Source organism: Dactylosporangium sp. NPDC050688 (assembly GCF_040654515.1).
Taxonomy (GTDB): domain Bacteria; phylum Actinomycetota; class Actinomycetes; order Mycobacteriales; family Micromonosporaceae; genus Dactylosporangium.
Window position 1 is genome coordinate 44,645 of record NZ_JBFAIC010000064.1, and the last position, 22,063, is coordinate 66,707.

Annotated in this window: 19 protein-coding genes and 2 pseudogenes; 16 read left to right on the top strand and 5 right to left on the bottom strand. The window is 72.2% G+C overall.

Translation table 11 applies throughout. From position 1 onward, the window contains the following. Nucleotides 1-148: 148 nt before the first annotated feature. From AB0H83_RS40710 to AB0H83_RS40720, 3 genes and pseudogenes are all read right to left on the bottom strand, one after another. On the bottom strand, nt 149-991 hold the full coding sequence (locus AB0H83_RS40710; protein WP_360105400.1) for an HAD-IB family hydrolase: 843 nt from the start codon (nt 989-991) through the stop codon (nt 149-151). Nucleotides 992-1,388: 397 nt separating this feature from the next. After that, nucleotides 1,389-2,252: pseudogene (locus AB0H83_RS40715) on the bottom strand (DUF5667 domain-containing protein); the annotation flags it as partial. Between the two features lie 169 nt (nt 2,253-2,421). Next, a complete protein-coding gene (locus AB0H83_RS40720) occupies nt 2,422-3,300 on the bottom strand; it encodes a sigma-70 family RNA polymerase sigma factor (protein ID WP_360105403.1) in 879 nt (292 codons plus the stop codon). Between the two features lie 522 nt (nt 3,301-3,822). On the opposite strand from AB0H83_RS40720, the gene AB0H83_RS40725 reads away from it, so the two are divergent. The 4 genes from AB0H83_RS40725 to AB0H83_RS40740 all read left to right on the top strand — a co-directional run bounded on the left by AB0H83_RS40725 (nt 3,823) and on the right by AB0H83_RS40740 (nt 6,938). Continuing rightward, nucleotides 3,823-5,331: an AMP-binding protein gene (locus AB0H83_RS40725; protein ID WP_360105343.1), complete on the top strand. Its 1,509-nt coding sequence runs from the start codon at nt 3,823-3,825 to the stop codon at nt 5,329-5,331. Continuing rightward, entirely contained in the window at nt 5,328-5,573 is a 246-nt protein-coding gene (locus AB0H83_RS40730) for a glutaredoxin family protein (RefSeq protein WP_360105346.1), read from the top strand. The genes AB0H83_RS40725 and AB0H83_RS40730 overlap by 4 nt, the downstream gene beginning before the upstream one ends. After that, on the top strand, nt 5,570-6,199 hold the full coding sequence (locus tag AB0H83_RS40735) for an HAD hydrolase-like protein (RefSeq protein ID WP_360105349.1): 630 nt from the start codon (nt 5,570-5,572) through the stop codon (nt 6,197-6,199). Before AB0H83_RS40730 ends, AB0H83_RS40735 begins: the two co-directional genes overlap by 4 nt. A gap of 85 nt (nt 6,200-6,284) precedes the next feature. Beyond that, entirely contained in the window at nt 6,285-6,938 is a 654-nt protein-coding gene (locus tag AB0H83_RS40740) for a response regulator transcription factor (protein WP_360105352.1), read from the top strand. Between the two features lie 59 nt (nt 6,939-6,997). Here AB0H83_RS40740 and AB0H83_RS40745 read toward each other — a convergent pair whose 3' ends face one another. Further along, nucleotides 6,998-8,290 (bottom strand): sensor histidine kinase, encoded by a 1,293-nt coding sequence (locus tag AB0H83_RS40745; RefSeq protein WP_360105355.1) that lies wholly within the window; start codon nt 8,288-8,290, stop codon nt 6,998-7,000. A gap of 404 nt (nt 8,291-8,694) precedes the next feature. On the opposite strand from AB0H83_RS40745, the gene AB0H83_RS40750 reads away from it, so the two are divergent. The 5 genes from AB0H83_RS40750 to hemB all read left to right on the top strand — a co-directional run bounded on the left by AB0H83_RS40750 (nt 8,695) and on the right by hemB (nt 14,385). After that, nucleotides 8,695-9,441, top strand: coding sequence for a redox-sensing transcriptional repressor Rex (locus AB0H83_RS40750; RefSeq protein ID WP_360105358.1), 747 nt, complete (start codon nt 8,695-8,697; stop codon nt 9,439-9,441). A 174-nt stretch (nt 9,442-9,615) separates the two neighbouring features. Beyond that, the gene (locus AB0H83_RS40755) at nt 9,616-10,902 is read left to right on the top strand and encodes a glutamyl-tRNA reductase (protein ID WP_360105361.1); all 1,287 of its coding nucleotides are present in this window, start codon (nt 9,616-9,618) and stop codon (nt 10,900-10,902) included. Beyond that, complete coding sequence (gene hemC / locus AB0H83_RS40760) at nt 10,899-11,828, top strand: hydroxymethylbilane synthase (protein ID WP_360105364.1); 930 nt, start codon at nt 10,899-10,901, stop codon at nt 11,826-11,828. Before AB0H83_RS40755 ends, hemC begins: the two co-directional genes overlap by 4 nt. Beyond that, the gene (locus AB0H83_RS40765; protein ID WP_360105367.1) at nt 11,812-13,395 is read left to right on the top strand and encodes a uroporphyrinogen-III synthase; all 1,584 of its coding nucleotides are present in this window, start codon (nt 11,812-11,814) and stop codon (nt 13,393-13,395) included. Before hemC ends, AB0H83_RS40765 begins: the two co-directional genes overlap by 17 nt. Nucleotides 13,396-13,404: 9 nt before the next feature. After that, nucleotides 13,405-14,385, top strand: coding sequence for a porphobilinogen synthase (hemB, locus tag AB0H83_RS40770; RefSeq protein ID WP_360105370.1), 981 nt, complete (start codon nt 13,405-13,407; stop codon nt 14,383-14,385). 30 nt (nt 14,386-14,415) lie between these two features. Here the strand turns inward: hemB and AB0H83_RS40775 are convergent, their stop codons facing one another. After that, a complete protein-coding gene (locus AB0H83_RS40775; protein ID WP_360105373.1) occupies nt 14,416-15,975 on the bottom strand; it encodes a GGDEF domain-containing protein in 1,560 nt (519 codons plus the stop codon). A 291-nt stretch (nt 15,976-16,266) separates the two neighbouring features. On the opposite strand from AB0H83_RS40775, the gene galE reads away from it, so the two are divergent. From galE to AB0H83_RS40810, 7 genes and pseudogenes are all read left to right on the top strand, one after another. Continuing rightward, nucleotides 16,267-17,313, top strand: coding sequence for a UDP-glucose 4-epimerase GalE (gene galE, locus AB0H83_RS40780; protein ID WP_360105376.1), 1,047 nt, complete (start codon nt 16,267-16,269; stop codon nt 17,311-17,313). A gap of 24 nt (nt 17,314-17,337) precedes the next feature. Then, nucleotides 17,338-19,383 carry a hypothetical protein gene (locus AB0H83_RS40785; RefSeq protein WP_360105379.1) on the top strand — a complete coding sequence of 682 codons (2,046 nt, stop codon included), beginning with the start codon at nt 17,338-17,340 and terminating at the stop codon, nt 19,381-19,383. A 9-nt stretch (nt 19,384-19,392) separates the two neighbouring features. After that, a pseudogene (locus AB0H83_RS40790) lies at nt 19,393-19,449 on the top strand (DUF3492 domain-containing protein); the annotation flags it as partial. Nucleotides 19,450-19,457: 8 nt separating this feature from the next. Continuing rightward, nucleotides 19,458-19,688 (top strand): hypothetical protein, encoded by a 231-nt coding sequence (locus AB0H83_RS40795; RefSeq protein ID WP_360105406.1) that lies wholly within the window; start codon nt 19,458-19,460, stop codon nt 19,686-19,688. After that, nucleotides 19,685-20,332 (top strand): spherulation-specific family 4 protein, encoded by a 648-nt coding sequence (locus AB0H83_RS40800; protein WP_360105382.1) that lies wholly within the window; start codon nt 19,685-19,687, stop codon nt 20,330-20,332. Before AB0H83_RS40795 ends, AB0H83_RS40800 begins: the two co-directional genes overlap by 4 nt. After that, entirely contained in the window at nt 20,329-21,237 is a 909-nt protein-coding gene (locus AB0H83_RS40805) for an endo alpha-1,4 polygalactosaminidase (RefSeq protein WP_360105385.1), read from the top strand. The genes AB0H83_RS40800 and AB0H83_RS40805 overlap by 4 nt, the downstream gene beginning before the upstream one ends. A 299-nt stretch (nt 21,238-21,536) precedes the next feature. Continuing rightward, on the top strand, nt 21,537-22,063 hold a 527-nt coding region (locus AB0H83_RS40810; RefSeq protein ID WP_360105388.1), incomplete at its 3' end, for a PQQ-dependent sugar dehydrogenase.

A 22,063-nucleotide genomic window follows, 5' to 3' on the forward strand; every position in this document is an offset into this window, starting at 1 on the left:
CGTCGCGGTCGCGACTGGCTCACTTGTGACCTTGCCCGGTTGATCGAAGTCGCGTCGTGGTCGTCCAGATGACCAGGACACGACTGGACCACCACGGTGGTCCGGCTGGCGCGCACGCACCGAAGCGCCAGCCCACCGCCGGCAGTGATCAGGTGGTCGGCACGCGGCGCCGGCGGCGCAGGGCGGCGGCCGTCGCGACCCCGCCCATGAGCACGCCGGTCGCGAGCGCCGCCGGCACGGCGATCTTCGCGGCCTTGCGGCCGGTGCGGAAGTCGCGGATCTCCCAGCCACGCTTGCGGGCCTCGCGCCGCAGGGCGGGGTCGGGGTTGACGGCGACGGCGTAGCCGACGGTGGACAGCATGGGGGTGTCGTTGACCGAGTCGCTGTAGGCGGCGCAGCGCTGCAGGTCCAGGCGCTCGACCTCGGCGAGGGCGGTGATCGCGGCCGCCTTCTCGGGGCCGTGCATGAGGTCGCCGACGAGGCGGCCGGTGTAGACGCCGTCGCAGATCTCGGCGACGGTGCCGATGGCGCCGGTCAGGCCGAGGCGCTGCGCGATGATGCGGCCGAGCTCGACGGGGGCGGCGGTGACGAGCCAGACGCGCTGGCCGGCGTCGAGGTGCAGCTGGGCGAGGGCGCGCGTGCCGGACCAGATCCGGTCGGCCATCAGCTCGTCGAAGATCTCCTCGCAGAGGCGCTCCATGTCCTCGACCTGCCAGCCGGCGATGAACGCGAGCGCCGTGGACTTGGCGCCTGCGACGGTGCCGGCGTGTTCGGAGGCGAGGAGGCGGAAGCGGGCCTGCTGGTAGGCGAAGCGGACCAGGTCGCCGCTGGTGAAGTACTTGCGCTTGGCGAGGCCGCGGGCGAAGTAGTAGATCGACGCGCCCTGCATCATCGTGTTGTCGACGTCGAAGAAGGCGGCGGCGGACGGGTCGGCGGGGACCTCGAGGGCGGCTTCGACCTCGGCGACGGCCCAGCCGGCTGAGGACGCCATGATGCGGCCGGACTGCCGGCGGCGCCGCAGTGCGAGCGCGGCGGTCGAAGGTCGGATCGGCATGCGCGAAACCCCCTCTGCTTTCCCCCGGACTGACCAACCGTACCGGCATGAACAACGAGAAAGGCCCGGTGTCCGACACCGGGCCTTTCGCATGATGTGCAGCTCAGTCGAACAGCCAGTCGAGCAGACCTTGGTTCTTCGTGGGGGAAGGCGTGGGCCCCTCGCTGGGTGCCGCCGGTGCGGACTCGGTCGCACCGGCGTCGGCCGAGCCGCTGGGGACGGGACGCTGGCCGGCCGGGGCGCCGGTCTGGCCCGGGTTGTTCTGCTGCTGGGTGTTGCCCGGCTGCTGCGTGGTGGACCCCGAGGTCTTCTGACCGGCCGGCTTGCACGCGGTGCTGTTGGGCACCGGCCCGAGCTGGTCGGCGGCGGAGACCGCGGCGGAGCCGCACTTGATCAGCGGGCGGATCGCCTTGGACCGCCGGTCGATCTCGTCGAGCAGGGTCACGGACTGGGCGGCGCGGGCCTTGGCGTCGCCGTTGACGCCGGCCCGGAGCTTCTCGGCACCGGCGCGCTGGGTGCTGGTGAACGCGTCGATGGCGTCCAGTGCGGCGGGGTCCTTGCGGCTGACGGCGGTCGAGGTCAGCAGGCGCACGCCTTCGAGCGTCTCGCTGTCCATGTCGTCGAGGACCGCGGTCAGACCGCCCGGGTCCTTCACCGCCTGGGCCTCGTCGAGCCGGGTCCGGGCGAACTCCAGGTACAGCTGGCCCCGGCTGATGTCCGAGCCGGCGAGCGCCAGCTGGGCCTTCTCCGTGGACCGTTTCACCGTGTAGAGGGCGTCGCCGGGGATGGCGTCGCCGCTCGCCGCGGACATGCCCGACAGCGCGAGGGTGCCGGCGGCGAGGCCGACGACGATCGCGCCGCGGGTGCGGGTCCGGCGGCTGACCGCGGGCCTGCTGCCCGCCGGGCGGCGCAGGGAGCTCAGCCCTCTGCGGGTCACCTCGGGCTCAGGGTCCTTGGCGGTGATGCCGATGCCTTCGCGTTCTGCTGTGGCCAGGAGCATGGCCCGCAGTCCGTCCTTGAACTCCTGCTGCGTCTCCACCTTGACCGGCAGGTCAGTCAGCCGTTGGCTGACTGAGACCAGGTCGGTCAGGGAGTCGTCGAGCGTGGACCTCATGCGGTGCCTGCGGGCTCCTGCCGCCTCGTCCACGAGCTGCGCGAAACGCTCAGCCCGGCGACGGTGGAAGACGGAGCCGATCACCTGAGGCACCCCCCTTCGCTGATCGCGTCACTCAGGCGCGGCAGGGTAGCGGGATGGTGTGCCACCGCGTCCGCCGTGCGCCAAGCCGACGGTCGCACCCGGACCAACGGTGCAGAGCGGAGGCTGGTTACGGCGCCGGAGGGGGCACTGCAACGGAAGGTGACAGCGGTCACGGCTGGAATCCGTCGGGGAGCAGGCGCGCGAGGGCGCGGACCGCGCGGTACTGCAACGCCTTGATCGCGCCCTCGTTCTTGTTCATGGCCTGGGCGGTCTCGGCGACGGAGAACCCGTGCAGGAAGCGCAGCACGATGCACTCCTGCTGCTCGGGGTTGAGCTGCTTGACCGCTTTGAGCAGATCCACGTTCGTGATGTGGTCGATGACCGCCGCCTCAGGGCTGCCTTCCGGGCCCCGGTCCGGGCGGTCCGCGTCCAGGACATCACCGGTGGTGACCTCCAGGCGGTACCGGCCGGACTTGAAGTGGTCGGCGACCAGGTTCCGGGCGATCGTCACCAGCCAGGCGCCGAGGTCGCGGCCCTGCCAGGTGAAGCTGCCGATCCGCTTGAGCGCCCGCAGGAACGTGTCGGCGGTCAGGTCCTCGGCCAGCTGCCGGTTGCCGACCCGGAAGTACACGAACCGGAAGACGGTGTCGAAGTACCGGTCGTACAGCAGGCCGAACGCCGCGCCGTCGCCGGCCTGGGCACGCTCGATGAGCGCCCACACCTCCGACGCCGGGTCGCTGCGGTCCGGCCGGGCCGGTTTCGCCGGCTCCTGCGCGCTGGGCTGGCCAGGCTCGCCAGGCTGGCCGGTCCCGCCGGGCGGGCAGGCGTCGACGAGCGTGCCGGTCACGGCGACCTTCGAGATCGGGACGGTGTCCTCTTCGATGAGGCCGGTGCCGGGCACGGGCTTGCCGTTGGTGCCCGCATTCGGTCTGACGTTTGTGCCGGAACCTTGGCCGGCACCCTGACGGGTGGGTGCCTCGTTGGTGTGGGGGCGGCCTCGGGTACGTGGGACGCTGCCGCCCTCACCGCGGATCACCGTGCTGAACATGTCGCGCATCGAGTCGCGCAGCATCGACAGCCCATCGGCGAGTGCGTGCTCGGCGTCGAACACGTGCTGGATCGCGGTCATGCGTCGCAATCCAGACCACACGGCTTATTCGGCGCGATCACGGGCACTTCGGCCTCCTCGGGGTGAGGGGTGTCAACTCGCAACAAATGGGGTGAGCTGACTTGGGTGATGATAGGTCCGGCGTCACCCGCATGTGGGCAGTCTCTGGCGTGAGGGCACAATTCTTCCCACAGATCGGGGACGTCCCGGCGCACATGCTGTCCGTCACTTGCTCACAACACGCCGTGCAACACGCCGATTATCTGGGCAAACGGGACGTACACGCGCCGGTCTTACTCGGGCACGACACGCCGGACCCACACGAACGGGTGGACCTTTACTCAGTGGGCGTGTCGGATGCGTAAGCACCCTGGCACAAGGCCAGGTGACCCGAGGGTGATTGGTGACGGGTGATCTCTCTGTTGACGGCAACTCACCCTCGGCGTGGCAGACTGATCGATCGTGCAGGACGTCACGAATTTCGCCGATCTGGTCCGGCGCGCCGCCGCCTCCCATGGCGCCCGACCGGCCCTGCGATCACACGCCACCCTGATCACCTGGTCCGAGCTCGACCGGCAGGTCGACGCGGTCGCCGCCCAGCTCACCGGGCTTGGCCTGCCCGCCGACGACCTCGGCCCGGCCCGGGTCGCGGTCGCGTTGCCCAACGTGCCCGAGTTCGCCGCTGTGTTCTTCGGCATCCTGCGCGCCGGGCTCGTCGCGGTCCCCGTCAACCCCGCCTACACCCCGCGCGAGCTCGCCCACGTCTTCGCCGACTCGGGCGCCGCCGTCCTCGTCGGCACCCAGGCCGTCATCAGCGCCGTCGGCGCCGGCGGCCCGGCCCGGCAGTACACCCTCGGCGGCAACCTCCAGGAGCTGCTCACCCCGCCCGCCGCCGGCCCCGCCGGCCCCGACGGTCGCGGCGGTGACCTGGCCATCCTGCTCTACACGTCCGGCACCGCCGGCGCCCCGAAGGGCGCGATGCTGTCGCACCGGGCCCTGCTCGCCAACCACGAGCAGCTCGCCGCCATCGACCCGCCGCCCGTCGGCCCCGAGGACGTGCTGCTGCTCGCCGTGCCGCTCTTCCACGCGTACGGGCTCAACAGCGGCCTCGGCGCAGTTGCCTACCACGGCGCGTGCGGCGTGCTCGTCGAGCGCTTCGACCCCGCCGACGCCCTCGAGGTCATCGAGCGGCACGGCGTCACCGGCATCGTCGGTGTCCCGCCGATGTTCGTCGCCTGGTCGCTGATGGGTGAGCGGCTCGCCGCCGCCTGGGCCGGGGTCCGCCTCGCCGTCTGCGGCGCGTCGCCGCTCGACCCCGCCGCCGAGCGCCGCTTCGCCGAGGCGACCGGCAAGCCGGTGCATCAGGGGTACGGGCTGACGGAGGCCGCGCCCGTCCTCACCAGCACCCTCGCCGGCGGCGCCGTGAAACCGGGCTCGATCGGCCGCCCGATCCCCGGCGTGGAGCTCAAGCTCGTCGACGCCGGCGGCGAGGAGGTCCTGCTCGACGAGGACGACGAGGTCCGCACCGACCCGGGTGAGATCGTCGTGCGCGGTCCGAACCTCTTCGACGGGTACTGGCCCGACCGGTCCGGCGCGCCCGACCCCGACGGGTGGTGGGCGACCGGCGACGTCGCCTACGCCGACGAGGACGGAGACCTGTTCATCGTCGACCGGCTCGGCGAGCTGATCCTGGTCAGCGGGTTCAACGTGTACCCGCACGAGGTCGAGCTCGTCCTCGCCGGGCACCCCGCGGTCGTGGAGGCGGCGGCGGTCGGCGTGCCGCACCCGTACACCGGCCAGACCGTCAAGGCGATCGTCGTGCGCCGCCCCGGGTCGCAGGTGACCGCGGAGGAGCTGATCGCGCACTGCGAACGCAACCTCGCCCGCTTCAAGTGCCCGACCGCGGTCGAGTTCGTCGACGAGCTGCCCCACTCCGCCACCGGCAAGATCCGTAAGGCGGCGCTGCAATGAGGCTCACCCTGTACACCCGGCCCGGCTGCCACCTGTGCGACGTCGCGAAGGAGGCGATCGCGCGGGTCGCGGCCGCCACCGGTGAGGACTGGACCGAGATCGACATCACCGGCGACGAGGCCCTCGAGGACGAGTACGGCTTCCGCATCCCCGTGGTCATGCTCGACGGCAAGGAGCACGGCTACTGGCGGGTGGAGGAGGACCGGCTGCTGCGCGACATACGGCTATCCTCACCCGGGTGAAGCACCTCGTTTGGGACTGGAACGGCACCCTCCTCGACGACCTGAAGCTCGTCGTCGACGCCACCAACGTCTGCCTGGCCATCGTCGGCGGGCCGGTGATCACCGCCGAGGACCACCGGCGCGACTTCCGCCGCCCGATCCTCGACTACTACGCCCACGTGCTGGCCCGCCCGGTCGACGAGGTCGAGTTCCAGCTGCTCGACGACGCGTTCCACGACGCGTACCGGCTGGGCATGGCCGACGTGCGGCTCGCCCCCGACGCCATGGCGGCGATCGGCCGCTGGGCCGGCACGCAGTCGCTGCTGTCCATGTTCTTCCACGACGAGCTGCTCATCGAGGTCGAGCGGCACGGCCTCGGCGCCCACCTGGTCCGCGTCGACGGCCTGCCCGGCACGGTCGGCGGCCACCGCAAGGCCGCGTACCTGGAGCGGCATCTGCAGGCCCTCCAGCTCGACCCCGCCGACGTCGTCCTCGTCGGCGACTCCGTCGACGACGGCGAGGCCGCCTCGTCCCTCGGCGCCTCCTGCGTCCTGTACGCGGGCGGCTTCACCGACGTGTCCCTGCTCAAGGCGACCGGCCTGCCGGTGGCGTCCACGCTGCTCGAAGCCATCAAGCTGGCGGCATGAGCGGTCCGGAGCGCAGCGGAGGGCTGCGAATCAGCAGCTCAGGGTGGGGCTCAGGTCGGCGCCGGAGCGCAGCGGAGGTGGCGGCATGAGCGGCCTCCGGGTGGTTGTCGCGGATGACGCGGTGCTGCTGCGGGAGGGGCTGGTGCGGCTGCTCACCGAGAGCGGCCACACGGTCGTCGCCGCCGTCGGTGACGGCCCGAGCCTCGTAGAGGCCGTCGTCGAGCACCGGCCCGACGTCGCGATCGTCGACGTGCGGATGCCGCCGTCGCACACCGACGAGGGGCTGCGCGCCGCCGTCGAGGCCCGCCGCCGGGTGCCGGGCACCCCGATCCTCGTGCTGTCCCAGTACGTCGAGGTCTCCTACGCCGACGACCTGCTCGCCGACCGGGCCGGCGCCGTCGGCTACCTGCTCAAGGACCGGGTGTCGGAGGTCGCGGACTTCCTCGACGGGATGCAGCGGGTCGCGACCGGCGCGACCGTCCTGGACCCGGAGGTGGTCGGGCAGCTGCTGGTCCGCCGCCGCCGCGACGACCCGCTGCGCAGCCTCACCCCGCGCGAGCGGGAGGTGCTCGGGCTCATGGCGGAGGGCCGGTCCAACACGGCGATCGCCCGCAAGCTCGTCGTCACCGACGGCGCCGTGGAGAAGCACGTCAAGAACATCTTCACGAAGCTCGACCTGCCCCCGGACGACGAGCAGCACCGCCGGGTGCTGGCGGTGCTGACGTACCTGCAGAGCTAGGGCTGTGTCGGTGGCTCCCCGCGCCGGCCGGACCACCGTGAACGTGCGTGGTCAGAGCGCTAAGCGGGCAGGATCGCGGTGAGGCGGGTGCCGCCGCCGGCGGGGCTGGTGACGGTCATCTCGCCGCCGGCGGCCTTGACCCGGTCCATGAGGCCGGTCAGGCCGTGGCCCTTGGCGAGGCTCGCCCCGCCGGTCCCGTCGTCCTCGACGGTGATGAGCAGCCCGTACGCGGAGCGCTGCAGCCGCACCCGGCACTCCTGGGCGCCGCTGTGCTTCGCCACGTTCGTCAGCGCTTCGGCGACGACGAAGTAGGTCGTGGTCTCCACGTGCTCGGCGAGCCGGTCGTCGGCCTTCGGCAGGTCCAGGTCCACGGGGACCGGTGAGCGGCCGGCGAGCGCGGTCAGCGCGGCCCGCAGCCCCCGGTCGACCAGGATCGGTGGCGCGATGCCCCGCGACAGGGCGCGCAGCTCGTCGAGCGTCTCCCGGGTCTGGGCGAGGGCCTCGGCAACCGTCGCCCGCGCCGCCTGCGGGTCGGACTCGAACTGCAGGTCGGCCCGGCCGAGGTCCATCGCGAGCCGCACCAGGCGCTGCTGCGGGCCGTCGTGGATGTCGCGTTCGAGCCGGCGCAGCGCGGTCGCCTCGGCGGACACGGCGGCCTCCCGCTGGGCGCGGGCGGCGTCGCGGCCGGCCTCGGCCTCCGCGACCCGCTCCCGCAGCTCGTTGACGCCGCTGAGCAGCGCCCGGGCGAACTGCGCCTCCAGCTGCGCCGCGCCGCGCACCACCGGCAGCAGGGTCAGCGCGAAGACCACACCGATCCCCGTGTACAGCAGGATCCGCACGTCGTCACCGCTGCCCAGGCCGATGAGCTCGTTGAGGTCCGTGTTGTCCGGGGGGCGGGGGATCGACCAGTCCCATAGGATGGTGGTGACCCCGCCGAGGGCGCCGGCCCACCAGGTGATGACGAACGCGAAGGCGATCGTGCTCGGGATGAAGCGCAGGATCCCGTGCAGCAGGTCCATCCACGACTGCCCGTCGCTGAGCGGCACCAGCATCTTGCGCCAGAAGCCGTCGTCCGGGTCGGGTTTCTTGTAGTACGGATGTGGTAGCCGGGTGCGCAGGACGGGCCCGATGCGGGCGCGTTCGACCGTGGCGAAGCCACGGGCCTGGAACAGGGTGGCGACCAGGATCGGGAAGCCGAGCACGGTCACGAGCAGCCCCACGCCGAGGCTGAAGCCGACGAGGAACAGCACCACGGTCACGAGGCCCAGGGGGAAGCCGAGCAGCACGTACTGGGTGTCTACGGCGAGCTGACGGAAGATGCCGCTGCGGCGGGGGGTGATGGTCGTTGTCATGTCATCGACGCTATGCACGACGCTGCTCCCGTCCCATCCCGCCGCCCGGCCACTCGGCGGTAGGGGCAACCCTACCGGCACGTGTAGTTTGCCTACCGGTGGAGAAAACGACTCCAGCGTGTCGGCGGCGTTATGCCCGGTTTTGTGGCGATACTCAATCGAGCGCCCGCCCGCTGCCGGTCTGGTCCGGGGAGAGGGGCACACAGGTGCCGCGGGGGCATTTCACGGGTACGTGGGCCGCACGGGCGGGCGCTGACCTCTGCATGGTTGGCGTGGACCCATCAAGATCGCGATTTGTGCACGGCTTCACAAGCGCCTACTCTGTTGCAACGACGAACCCCGCTAGCACAGGCGGTCACAGCCATCGCGAGCGGCCTCGCATACCGTCGTCGTCACGGAGACTCATGAGCCAGCAGCGCACCGGCCCCACCGACGGACCGGACTTTCCGGACCTTCCGGAGGCGACCGTCGCCCGGCTTCCGGAGTACCTACGTGCCCTGCACCACCTCGCGGAGGACGGGCACGACACGGTCTCCTCGGAGGGCCTCGCAGCGGCCGCCGGCGTCAACTCCGCCAAGCTCCGCAAGGACCTTTCCCACCTCGGCCGCACCGGCACCCGCGGCGTCGGCTACGACGTGACGTTGCTCATCGACCAGATCGAGCAGGTCCTCGGCCTCACCCACCGCAGGGCCGTCGCCCTCGTCGGCGTGGGTAATCTCGGTCACGCCCTCGCCGGGTACGCCGGCTTCGGCACCCGCGGCTTCCGCATCGCCGCGCTCTTCGACGCCGACCACGGCCGCGTCGGCGAGCACATCAACGGCCTCATCGTGCGCCACGTCGACGACCTGCCCGAAGTCGTCGAGCAGGAGTCCATCTCCATCGCCGTCATCGCCACCCCGGCGCACGCCGCGCAGCACGTGGCGGACCGCCTCGTCGCCGCCGGCGTCACCAGTGTCCTGAACTTCGCACCATGTGTGTTGAACGTTCCCGAGGGCGTCGACGTGCGTAAGGTCGATCTGGCCATCGAACTGCAAATCCTGTCCTTCCACGAGCACCGCAAGTCAGCGCTGACCGCGCTGCCGGCCGCGGTGCAGAAACCCGGGCGGGTCGGCATGGCCAACCGGCTCGGCGGGGAGGCGGTGGCCACGTGAACGGTTCGAGGCGGAGCGGAGAAGCCGTTCACCAGCGGCTCAGTGCTGGTTCAGGCCGGCGCCGGAGCGCAGCGAAGGTGACGGCATGAGCGGTCCGGAGCGCAGCGGAGGGGCCGCGATTCATGGGCGCAGTGTCGGTTCAGGCCGGCGCCGGAGCGCAGCGGAGGTGACGGCGTGAACCTTCTTGTCGTCGGGATCTCGCACCGGACTGCGGGGGTGCCGCTGCTCGAACGCGTCGCCGTCCCCGGCGACCAGCTCGCCGCCGTCGTCGCCGACCTCGTCGCCCAGCCGTACGTCGACGAGGCCGTCATGCTGTCCACCTGCAACCGGGTGGAGATCTACGCGTCCGTCACGGCCTTCCACGGCGCCCTCGCCGACATCGGCGGCATCCTCGCCGCCCGCGCCGGCACCTCCGTCGGCGAGCTCGCCCCGCAGCTGTACGTGCACTACGAGGTCGACGCCGTCCGCCACGCCTTCCGCGTCGCCGCCGGCCTCGACTCGATGGTCGTCGGCGAGGCGCAGATCCTCGGCCAGCTCCGCGACGCCTACGGCACCGCCGCCGAGCAGGGCACCGCCGGCCGCGTCCTGCACGAGCTGCTGCAGCAGGCGCTGCGGGTCGGCAAGCGGGTCCACGCCGAGACCGAGATCGACCGCGCCGGGCAGAGCGTCGTCAGCGCCGCCCTCGCCTACGGCCAGGGTGCCACCGGCACCGTCGAGGGCCGCCCCGCCCTCGTCATCGGCGCCGGCGCGATGGGCGCGCTGTCCCTCGCCACGCTGCGCCGGGCCGGCGCGTCCCCGCTGTACGTCACCAACCGCAGCGCCGAACGCGCCGAACGCCTCGCCGAGCTGCACGGCGCCGTCGCCGTGCCGTACGCCACCCTGCCGACCGCCATCGAGCAGGCCGACGTCGTCGTCAGCGCCACCGCCTCGCCGGAGCCCGTCCTCGACGCGGCCCTCGTCGGCGCCGCCGGACACCCGCTGCTCATCCTCGATCTCGCCCTCCCGCGCGACGTCGCACCCGGCGTCGGTGACCTGCCCGGCGTCACCCTGGTCGACATCGAGCTACTATCGGAGTCGCTGTCGACCACCGCCGACGCCGAGCAGCGCGCCGCCGAGGACATCGTCGCCGGCGAGGTCGAGGCGTTCCTCACCTGGTTGCGCGGCGCAGACGTGGCACCCACCGTCGCCGCCCTGCGTGCCCGCGCCGACGAGGTCGTGGAGGCCGAGCTCGGCCGTCTCGCCCAGCGTTGCCCCGAGCTCACCGACGGCCACCGCGCCGAGGTCGCCCACAGCGTCCACCGCATCGTCCAGCGCCTGCTCCACCAGCCGACCGTCCGGGTCCGGCAGCTGGCCGCCGAGCCAGGCGGCGAAGCCTACGCTCAGGCGCTCCGCGAACTGTTCGACCTACAGATCCCGACCACCGACATCGACCCGGCCGCCGCAGGCGAGGTGCACCCGTGACATTGAGACTTGGCACCAGAGGCAGCGCCCTGGCCATGGCGCAGTCCGGCACCGTCGCCCAGGCCGTCCGCGACCGCACCGGCCGTGACGTCGAGCTCGTCGAGATCGTCACCACGGGCGACCGCTCCAACGCGCCCATCCAGACCCTCGGCGTCGGGGTCTTCGTCTCCGCCCTGCGCGACGCGCTGCTGGCCAAGGAGATCGACTTCGCGGTCCACTCGTACAAGGACCTGCCGACCGCACCCGCCGACGGGCTCGTCATCGCGGCCGTCCCGCTGCGCCACGACCCCCGCGACGCCCTTGTCGCCCGGGGCGGCCTCACCCTCAACGAGCTGCCGGCCGGCGCCCGCATCGGCACCGGCGCCCTGCGCCGCATCGCCCAGCTCAACGCGCTCGGCCGCCGGTTCGAGCCGCTGCCGCTGCGCGGCAACGTCGACACCCGCCTGCGCAAGCTCGCCGAGGGCGAGTTCGACGCGATCGTCCTCGCCCACGCCGGCATGGCCCGGCTCGGCCGCGCCGGCGAAGCCACCGAGGTCCTCGACCCGCTGCTGATGCTGCCCGCCCCCGCGCAGGGCGCACTCGCGGTCGAGTGCCGGGAAGACGATGCCGAGCTGCGCGACCTCCTCGCCGCGCTCGACGACGAATACACCCGCGCGGCGGTCACCGCCGAGCGGGCGCTGTTGGCCGAGCTCGAGGCGGGCTGTTCCGCTCCGATCGCGGCACTGGCCGAGGTCGCAGAAGGCGACGACGGACCGGAGATTTATCTGCGCGGTGCGGTCTTCAGCCCGGACGGCGGATTCGCCCTCCGGCTGTCACGCACCGGAACGCTCGCCGACGCCGCGGAGGTGGGCCGAGCTCTGGCCCGCGACCTGCGTGAAGAAGGCGCCGACAACGCACTGGGAGTGCAGCATGACCCGCACCCGTAAGGGCAGCACCGGCCGGATCGCCTTCGTCGGGGCCGGCCCCGGCGATCCAGGCCTGCTGACGCGTCGCGCCCATGAGGCGCTGGTGTCCGCCGACCACATCGTCTACGACCGCAACGTCCCCGAGTCGCTGCTCAGCGTGATCCGCGCCGACGCCGACCCGGAGGCGCAGTTCTCCCCGGCCGAGGGAGCGCCCGGCGACGTCGCCAAGGTGCTGCTGTCCGCGGCCCGATCCGGCCTGCGCGCCATCCACCTCGTCGGCGGCGACCCGCTCGCCCACGACACCGTCCTCAAGGAGGTGCAGGCCGTCGCCCGCACCGCCGTCCCCTTCGAGGTCGTCCCCGGCATCGGACAGGCCGCGGGGGTCGCCACGTACGCCGGTGTGCCACTGCCCGGCGTCCGTGTCACCGCCGACGTCGACGACGTCCAGTCCCTCGACTTCGAGTCGATCGCCGCCGCCGTCAGCCGGGGCTCGTCCGCCCTCGCCGTCGACGCCGGTGACCTCGCCGCCGTCCGCGACGGGCTCCTCGCCGCCGGCGTCGACCCGTCCACCCCCGTCTCCGTCACCGGCGACGGCACCGGCGAGACCCAGTACAGCTCCGCCACCAGCGTCGACAGCATGGTCGCCGCCGCCCTCGGCTTCGCCGGCCGGGTCGTGCTGTGCCTCGGCTCCGGCGTCAGCCAGCGCGAGAAGCTCGGCTGGTGGGAGAACCGCCCCCTGTACGGGTGGAAGGTTCTCGTCCCGCGGACCAAGGAGCAGGCCGGCGCGATGAGCGAGCGGCTGCGTGCCTACGGGGCCATCCCGTGCGAGGTGCCGACGATCGCCGTCGAGCCGCCCCGCACGCCCGCCCAGATGGAACGCGCCATCAAGGGCCTCGTCGACGGCCGGTACGCCTGGACCGTCTTCACCTCCGTCAACGCCGTGCGCGCCGTCTGGGAGAAGTTCGCCGAGCACGGCCTCGACGCCCGCCACTTCGGCGGCGTCAAGGTCGCCTGCATCGGCGAGGCGACCGCCGAGGCCGTCCGCGGCTTCGGCATCGTCCCCGAGCTCATCCCCGCCGGCGACCAGTCCTCTGAAGGGCTCCTCGCCGAGTTCTCGCCGCACGACGAGGTCCTCGACCCCGTCGGCCGGGTCCTGCTGCCACGTGCCGACATCGCCACCGAGACCCTCGCCGCCGGCCTCACCGAGCTCGGCTGGGAGGTCGACGACGTCACCGCGTACCGGACCGTCCGCGCCGCCCCGCCGCCGGCCGACATCCGCGACGCCATCAAGTCCGGTGGCTTCGACGCCGTCCTGTTCACCTCGTCCTCCACCGTGCGCAACCTCGTCGGCATCGCCGGCAAGCCGCACGCCCGCACCGTCGTCGCCGTCATCGGCCCCAAGACCGCCGACACCGCGGTCGAGTTCGGCCTGCGCGTCGACGTCCAGCCGACGCACGCGTCCGTCCCCGACCTCGTCGAGGCGCTCGCCGGCTACGCGGTGGAGCTGCGGGAGAAGCTCGCCGCGATGCCCGCGAAGCAGCGCCGCGGCTCCAAGGTCCAGGGTCCGACCGCTCTCAGGTTCCGTTAGGGGTACGTCATGGCTGGTTACCCGACCGTCCGCCCGCGCCGGCTGCGTCGTACCCCAGCGATGCGACGGCTCGTCGCCGAGACGCACGTCGAGCCGTCGAACCTCATCCTGCCCATGTTCGTCAAGGAGGGCCTCACCGAGCCGCGGCCCATCTCGTCGCTGCCCGGTGTCGTCCAGCACTCGCGTGAGTCCCTGCGGAAGGCCGCCGCCGAAGCGGCCCAGGCAGAGATCGGCGGCATCATGCTCTTCGGCGTCCCCGCCGCCCGCGACGAGACCGGCTCCGCCGGCACCGACCCCGACGGCATCCTCAACGTCGCCATCCGCGACGTCGTCGCCGAGATCGGCGACGCCACCGTCATCATGAGCGACCTGTGCCTCGACGAGTTCACCTCGCACGGGCACTGCGGCCTGCTCGCCGCCGACGGCACCGTCGACAACGACGCCACCCTCGCCGCGTACGCGTCGATGGCCGTCGCCCAGGCCACCGCCGGCGCCCACGTCCTCGGCCCCTCCGGCATGATGGACGGCCAGGTCGGCGTCGTGCGCCGGGCCCTGGACGAGGCCGGCTTCACCGACGTGGCGCTGCTCGCCTACGCCGCCAAGTACGCCAGCGCCTTCTACGGCCCCTTCCGGGAGGCCGTCGAGTCCGCCCTCGTCGGCGACCGCAAGACCTACCAGCAGGACCCCGGCAACGTCCGCGAGGCCCTGCGCGAGGTCGCCCTCGACGTCGCCGAGGGCGCCGACATGGTCATGGTCAAGCCGGCGCTGCCGTACCTGGACGTGCTCACCAAGGTCGCCGAGTCGGTCGACGTGCCGGTCGCCGCCTATCAGGTCTCCGGCGAGTACGCGATGGTCGAGGCCGCCGTCGCCAACGGCTGGCTCGACCGCGACCGCGTCGTGCTGGAGACCCTGACCTCCATCCGCCGCGCCGGCGCCCAGCTCATCCTGACGTACTGGGCCATGGACGCCGCCCGCCTCCTGCGAGGCTGACCTACCAGGCTGTCCCGGCCGGCCGGGGATTCAGGCGGCGACGCGGTCGCGGCCGCTGCGTTTGGCGACGTACAGGTTGCGGTCGGCCAGGTCGTACAGCTGGCGGCCGTCCATGCCGTTGCCGAGAGCGGCGACGCCGATGCTCAGGGTGACGCGGAGGCCGAACGCGACCTGGTTCCAGTCGCGGGCGGTGACGACGTCACGGATGCGTTCGCCGATGCGGGCTGCGGCCGGCAGGTCGGTGCGCAGGAAGAGGGCGAACTCGTCGCCGCCGAGGCGGACGGCGACGTCCTCGGGGCGGCAGTGGGCGCGCAGGATCGCGGCGATCTCGCGCAGGACCCGGTCGCCGACGATGTGGGAGAAATGGTCGTTGATGCCCTTGAACCGGTCGATGTCGACGAGGAGCAGCACGGCCGAGCCGGCCGAGTCCCCGATCTGGTCGAGCTGGCGGTCGAACTGGCGGCGGTTGCCGAGGCCGGTCAGGGCGTCCTGAGCCGCGTCGCGGTCGGCGCTGGCGCGGGTGGCCTCCAGGTCGACGCGCCGGCGGGCCTGCTGCAGCATCGAGCGGCGTTCCAGGCGCAGCCGCCACAGGTGCCGGGCGTGCGCGCGGACCGCGTTGAGCAGGGCGCCCGTCGAGTCGCCCGGCTGTTCGGCGGCGGCGAGCAGGGCGAGCTCGTACTGGAAGATCAGCCGCTGCGGGCTCAGCGGGGCGAGCTCGTCGGCGGCGAGGAACTCGCGCCGGGCCTCGCGGAGGCGGCCGGTGCAGCGCAGGGCGATGCCGTACGCGAGGTGGGCGAGCCGCGCCTCGTGCTCGTGGCCGTTGTCGCGCAGCGGCACGACCAGCGAGTCGGCGAGCGTGAGGGCCTGCTCGACGGCGCCGATCTTCACCAGGCCGAGGGCGTACAGGACGGTGGCCAGCGGGGCGTCGTGGAAGTGGTTCTGCACCCAGTACCGGACCAGATCGACGCTCTTGGCGAAGCGGACGTTCGCCTCCTCGGTCAGCCCGATGTGCTCCAGGCGCAGCCCCCATTCCAGGAGCAGCTCGGCGCGCTGCAGCTCGGCGGCGGCGCGCTGGTCGGTGCCGGGGGTGAACGACTCGACGGCGAACGCGGACACCTCGTCGGCGAGCTCGTACAGCTCGGCGGCCCGGGCGGCCTCGCTGACCGACGACATCGCCGAGATGTACCGGACGTTGCCGCGCGGGATGCTCTCCAGCAGGCGGGTGGCGTTCGCGAGGCGGTGCAGGCCCTCGTCGAGGAGCCCGAGCTTGATCAGGATCTCGGCGGTGTCGGCGAGGATTTTGGCCTCACCGGTGCGGGCGCCGCTGGTGCGGTGCATCTGCAGCAGGCGCTCGCCCTCCTCGAGGGCCTCGTGGAGCCGGCCGAGGCTGATGAGGGCGTACAGGCGGCCCTGCCGGATCATGCCGACGGAGCGGGTGTCGCCGAGCAGGTCGACGACGTGTTCGAGCCGGTCGGCGAGGGCGAGCGCCTCGGAGTTGCGGCCGTGCACCGTCAGCTCGTGCACCTGGAGGGAGAGCGCCTGGTACGGCCCGAACGGCCACAACGGGATCGGCAGCCGGTTGGCAGGCACGGGCCATGGCTGAGCGTCGGGCATCTGCCTTCCCCGTCCGAGTCGTGGTGGTCGCTTCGCCCCTTGTTGTCGGCAGCCGCCCGGCCCGGATGAGCGTTGCGACGCGTCTCACTCACCGCAGGGCATACATTTCGGGCATTTTGGGCGTGTTTGCAAACGTGCTGGTCGAGTCGCTGGCCACACTGGGTTACGGGACCGGCGGAGGGACTTCCGTCGGACTTTCGGGTGCTCGTTCTGTCAGGAACACGACAGTTGCCCGATGCGCTGGGACAGACCCTCGTTGCCTCCACCGTGAGATGGCTCGTCACTGGAGGCGCCGGATACATCGGCGCGCACGTCGTCGCCGCCCTCGGCGCGGCCGGCGTCGACCCGGTCGTCGTCGACGACCTGTCGACCGGTCACGCGGGGCGCCTGCCGGCCGGCGTGCCGCTGGTCCGCGCCGACGTGCGCGACGGCACCGCGCTGGCCGGGCTGTTTCGCCGGCACCGGTTCGACGGCGTCATCCACCTGGCCGCGCGCAAGGACGTCGCCGAGTCGACCGCGCACCCGCTGCGCTACTACGGGGAGAACCTCGACGGTCTCCGGTCCATCCTCGCCGCCGTCACCAGCAGCGGCACCTCGTCGGTCCTGTTCTCCTCCAGCGCCGCCGTGTACGGCACACCGTCGCGCTGCCCGGTCCGAGAGTCGGACCCGACGGCACCCGAGAACGTGTACGGCCGCACCAAGCTGATCGGCGAGTGGATGCTGCGCGACGCGGCCGGCAGCGCCGGGTTCGGCTGGTGCGCGCTGCGGTACTTCAACGTCGCCGGCGCCGGCGCGCCGCACCTGCGCGACCACGGCGGGACCAACCTCGTGCCGCGGCTGCTGCGGGCGGCCGCCGAAGGCCGGCCCGCGACGGTGTACGGCACCGACTACCCGACACCGGACGGCACCGCGGTGCGCGACTACGTCCACGTCGCCGACATCGCCGACGCGCACGTGCGGGCGGCCGTCGCGCTGCGCCACGGCGAGGTCCGCGACGAGATCCTCAACGTCGGCCGCGGCGAGGGCGCCTCGGTGCTGCAGATGATCGCCGCCGTCGCCGCGGCGCTCGGACGGCCCCTGCCGTACTCGGCGCAGCACCGCCGGGCGGGCGACCCGGCCGACGTCGTCGCCTCGCCCGCCCGCATCCGCGACCTGCTCGGCTGGCGGGCCCGCCACGACCTCCACGCCATCGTCACCAGCGCCGCAGCCGAGGACCGAGCCGGCCCGGCCCAGAAGGACGTGCCCAGGACGGCCGTGCCCGAGCAGCACCCAGGACCGAGATCGAAGAACCAGATCAAGAACGCCCAACGCTGAGCCCCGCCCCGAAGGAGCAGCACGTTGAAGTTTCAGATCCGCCGGCCGATCCGCCGTCGCAGCATCGCCGGTGCCTGCGCGCTCGTCGCTCTCACCGGTCTCCTCGTCGCCTCGCCGGCCCTCGCCGCCGAACCCCGGCAGCGCGTCGACCTGCAGGTCCTCGTGCTCGACGACGGCAGCACCGGCATCGACATGCTCCGCGCCCAGCTCGACCGGGAAGGTGTCCCCTACGAGACGCTCGCCCTCGGTGACAGCGGCCGCCCGGCGATCACCCCCGCGTTCCTCGCCGACTCGGTCAGCGGCGTGCGGCGGGCCAAGTTCCAGGGCGTGATCGTGCCGAACGAGACCGCGGTCACCGGCGCCGAGGCGACCGCCCTCGCCAACTTCGAACGCGAGTTCAAGATCCGCCAGCTCGACGCGTACACGTGGGCCAACCCCGGCGTCGGGCAGAACCTCACGTGGAGCGGCGTCCTCGACGGCGCCACGATGAACGTCACCGACGCGGGCAAGGCCGCCGGCTTCGGCTACCTCAACGGCACCCTCCGCATCGACGACCGAGACCCCGGCGTCATCGAGTCCTACGGCTACCTCGGCGCCCCGGCCGCCGGCGCGACGTTCACCCCGCTCGTCACCGGCACCGCCCCGGGCGGCGGCCCGAGCGGCTCCCTCATGGGCGTCTACACCCACGACGGCCGCGAGGAGCTCGTCGTCACGCTCGCCGCCAACCGGTACCAGACGCACGCCATGGAACTCGGCCACGGCCTCGTCACGTGGCTGACGAAGGGCGTCCACCTCGGCATGACACGCAACTTCTTCAGCGTCCACATCGACGACGTGTTCCTGCCCGACGACCGGTGGGACACCACGCACAACTGCACCGTCGGCGACGACTGCAACCCGGGCCGCGACCCGGGTGTGACCCCGTACAACACCCCGATCCGGATGACCCCGGCCGACGTGCAGGCACTCGTCACCTGGCAGCAGGCCAAGGGCCTCAAGCTCGACATCGTCTTCAACGCCGGCGGCAGCGTCGAGGCCGGCGCCTGCGACCCGCTCACCACCGCGATGCTGAACAGCAAGGCACAGTTCCGCTGGATCAACCACACGTACGAGCACCCGTACCTCGGCTGCGTCCAGGACTTCACGGTCTCGCCGTGGCGGTGCGGCACCGACGGCTACGGTGCCACGAAATGGATGTCGCAGGCCGACATCACCGCCCAGATCAAGCGCAACGTCGACTGGGCGAAGTCCAAGGGCGTCACCGTCGACGCCGCCGAACTGGTCACCGGCGAGCACTCCGGGCTCAAGACGCTGCCGCAGATGCCGGCCGACAACCCCAACCTGGCGCCCGCGCTGAACGCCACCGGCGTCAAGTACATCGCCTCCGACGCGTCCCGCGAGCAGACCACGCGAGCCGTCGGCAAGGCTGCCACCGTGCCCCGGTACCCGATGAACATCTACTACAACGTGGCCACCAAGGCCGAAGAGGTCGACGAGTACAACTGGATCTACACCAGCCGGGCGCACGGCGGCAGCGGGATCTGCGAGAACAACCCCGCCTCCACCTGCATCACCCCGCTCGGCCCCGACGGGTTCGACACGTACATCGTGCCGCTGGAGGCGCGCATCGCCTACGACCACCTCGTCTCCGCCAGCCCGGCGCCGCACTACGCGCACCAGTCGAACCTCGCCGAGGACCGCATCCTGTACCCGGTGCTCGACGCCGTGCTCGCCCGCTACGCGGCCACGTACACCAGCGCCACCCCGATCGTGAACCCGAGGTTCGCCGACACCGCCCTGCAGAACAAGCGGCAGGCGGCGTGGGCGGCGGCGCTGCGCGCGGGGTCCGTGACCGCCTACACCCTCGACGGGAAGGTCACCGTCGTGAACAAGGGCACCGGCACCGTCGACGTGCCGGTCACGGTGCCCGCCAACACGAAGGTCATCACCATGTCGGTGCTCGGCATCGAGATCACGGGCGGCAACCACGGCGACGCCTACGGCGGGGAACGCTCCGCCTGGCGGACCCTGACCCGTGGCGCGAGCCAGCTGCTCCGCCTGCCGAGCTGAGGTCGGCGCATGCGTGTCGTGCTCGTCAACGAAGGCACCTACCCGTACGTCACCGGCGGGGTCTCCACACCGGCGTGTACGCGCTGTGCCTCGTCCTCGCCGCGCACGGCCGGGCCGGCACCGCCGCCCTCGTCGTGTGGTGGCCGACGCTGCTCGTCGCGGGCGTCGGGCACTGGGCGCCCGCCCTGGTGCACGTGGCGCCCACGTTCACCGAAACCCTCGCCGTCGCGACCCTGCTCGGCGCCGGCCTGCCCGGCCTCGCCGTCGCGGCGCTCGTCCTGCGTGACCCGGAGAGTTACCGATGATGCTCCTGCCGCTGTACGTCCACCCGCTCGTCGACCCCGACGCGTGGGACGCGCTGTGCCGCAGCACCGAACGCCCCACGACGATCGTCAACGTCCACAACGGACCCGGCGGTGAGGCCCGCGACGAGGTGTACGCGGTCGCCACCGCCCGCCTGCACCGCAGCGGGGTCCGGATGCTCGGCTACGTCGACCTCGACTACGGCAACCGCGCCAACGGCGAGGTGTGGTGCGACATCGTCGGCTGGGCGCGGTACCCGGTCGGGGGTATCTTCTTCGATCAGGTGCCGGCGGACGCGGCCGGCCTGGCCTACGTGACCCAGGTGGTGCGGGCGGTGCGAGGTTCGGTGGTGCTCAACCCGGGGACCCGGTGCCTGCCCGGGTACGCGGCGCTCGCCGACGTGGTGTGCACGTTCGAGGGCTCCTGGGAGTCCTATGTGGATGCCCCACCGGCGTACGGGCTGCCCGACGGCCGCGACTGGCCCAACGCGGCGCACCTCGTCTACGGCGTGCCGCCCGAGCGGATCGGCGCCGCGACCGCGCTGCTGCTGTCCCGCGCGGCGCACGGCCTGGTCACCGACCTCGTCGCGCCGCTGCCCTACGAGGGCATCCCGTCGGTCGTGCGCGAGCGGGCGGCGGCCCGGTGACCGACCGCCGGCTCCGGTTCGCGCTGTGCGGGCTCGTCCTGCTGACCGTCCTGTACGCGGCCGCCTGCACGAGTCCCGGCGACGACCCGGACGCCGGCCGGGGCACCCCGCGCACGGCCGCGGTGCCGCTGTCGGGGTTCGGCGGCCTGGGCTCAGCGTCGCCGGCGCTGTCACCGTCGAGGTCCGGTGCACCGTCGCAGGCCGGCTGGTGGCGGCCGCCGGTCGGGGCCACCTGGCAGTGGCAGCTGACCGGCGCCCTCGACACATCCGTCGCCGTCGACGTGTACGACGTCGACGCCGTCACCACCTCCGCCGCCGAGGTCGCCCGCCTGAAGGCCGCGGGCCGCCGGGTCATCTGCTACGTCAACGTCGGCGCCCACGAGGACTTCCGCGCCGACGCCGGCAACTTCCCCGAGTCCGTGCGCGGCAAGGGCCTGGAGGGCTGGCCGGGGGAGAAGTGGCTCGACATCCGTCGCTGGGACACCCTCGAGCCGCTGCTCGCCGCCCGGTTCAAGGTGTGCAAGGACAAGGGTTTCGACGCCGTCGAGCCCGACAACGTCGACGGGTACGCCAACAACAGCGGCTTCCCGCTCACCGCCGAGGACCAGCTGACGTTCAACCGGCGCGTCGCCGACCTCGCGCACCGCCACGGCCTCGGCGTCGGCCTGAAGAACGACGTCGAGCAGGCCCGCGCCCTGGAGCCGGCGTTCGACTTCGCGGTCAACGAGGAGTGTGCCCACTACGACGAGTGCGACACGCTGAAGGTGTTCATCGCCGCGGGCAAGCCCGTCTTCCACGTCGAGTACGACGTCGACCCGGCCAAGTTCTGCCCGAAGACGACCGCCCTGCGCTTTTCCTCGATGAAGAAGAAGCAGGACCTCGACGCGTGGCGCGCTCCCTGCTGACCGCGGCCCGCTCGTAGTCCACCACCCGACCTGTAGCGCACGGTCACTTTTGGTTCATCCAGCAAAAGTTCGTGCCAAGGCGTCGGAAAGTGTGGACAGGTTGGTTCGAAGCTCCTAGTGTGTCCCCCACGACACCGGAGTGTTTCATCAATGTATCCGTCGGCAGTGGATGCATTGATGGTCATTCCGGGGTTGCGGAGGCACACGGCATCCGGCGCGGCGGCGCGCGCCCTGCCTGGCACGTTCAGTCAGGAAGGGACACAGTGAACCTACGACCCTCACGTCATCGATGGCGGCCGATGGGTGCCGCCCTGCTTCTTGTCAGCGCGAGCGTCGGCGCCCTGGTCGTCCAGGCCGCCCCGGCCGCGGCGGCCATCAACCCGGCCGACTTCCAGCAGGTCACCCTCGCCAAGGGCGAGCCCGAGGTCGGCGAGCCGCTGACCATCTCGGTGCTGCCGGACCGTTCGGTGCTGCACACCGCCCGCAACGGCACGCTGCGGCGCACCGACGCCGCCGGCACCACGACCGTGATCGCCAACATCCCGGTCTACACGCATGACGAGGAAGGCCTGCAGGGCGTCGCGGCCGACCCGAACTTCGCCACCAACCGCTACATCTACCTGTACTACGCGCCGCCGCTGAACACCCCCGCCGGTGACGCGCCGGCCACCGGCACCGCCACCGACTGGGCCACCTGGACCGGGGTCAACCGCCTCTCCCGGTTCACGCTTAACGCGAACTTCACCGTCAACATGAGCAGCCAGGTCAACATCCTGGACGTGCCGGCGAACCGGGGCATCTGCTGTCACGTCGGTGGTGACATCGA

Excerpts from the sequence above, each read along its gene's own strand:
- AB0H83_RS40710 (WP_360105400.1), bottom strand. The coding sequence starts at position 991 with ATGGCGTCCTCAGCCGGCTGGGCCGTCGCCGAGGTCGAAGCCGCCCTC.
- AB0H83_RS40720 (WP_360105403.1), bottom strand. The coding sequence starts at position 3,300 with ATGTTCAGCACGGTGATCCGCGGTGAGGGCGGCAGCGTCCCACGTACC.
- AB0H83_RS40730 (WP_360105346.1), top strand. The coding sequence starts at position 5,328 with ATGAGGCTCACCCTGTACACCCGGCCCGGCTGCCACCTGTGCGACGTC.
- AB0H83_RS40740 (WP_360105352.1), top strand. The coding sequence starts at position 6,285 with ATGAGCGGCCTCCGGGTGGTTGTCGCGGATGACGCGGTGCTGCTGCGG.
- AB0H83_RS40745 (WP_360105355.1), bottom strand. The coding sequence starts at position 8,290 with ATGACAACGACCATCACCCCCCGCCGCAGCGGCATCTTCCGTCAGCTC.
- AB0H83_RS40750 (WP_360105358.1), top strand. The coding sequence starts at position 8,695 with ATGAGCCAGCAGCGCACCGGCCCCACCGACGGACCGGACTTTCCGGAC.
- AB0H83_RS40765 (WP_360105367.1), top strand. The coding sequence starts at position 11,812 with ATGACCCGCACCCGTAAGGGCAGCACCGGCCGGATCGCCTTCGTCGGG.
- hemB (WP_360105370.1), top strand. The coding sequence starts at position 13,405 with ATGGCTGGTTACCCGACCGTCCGCCCGCGCCGGCTGCGTCGTACCCCA.
- AB0H83_RS40800 (WP_360105382.1), top strand. The coding sequence starts at position 19,685 with ATGATGCTCCTGCCGCTGTACGTCCACCCGCTCGTCGACCCCGACGCG.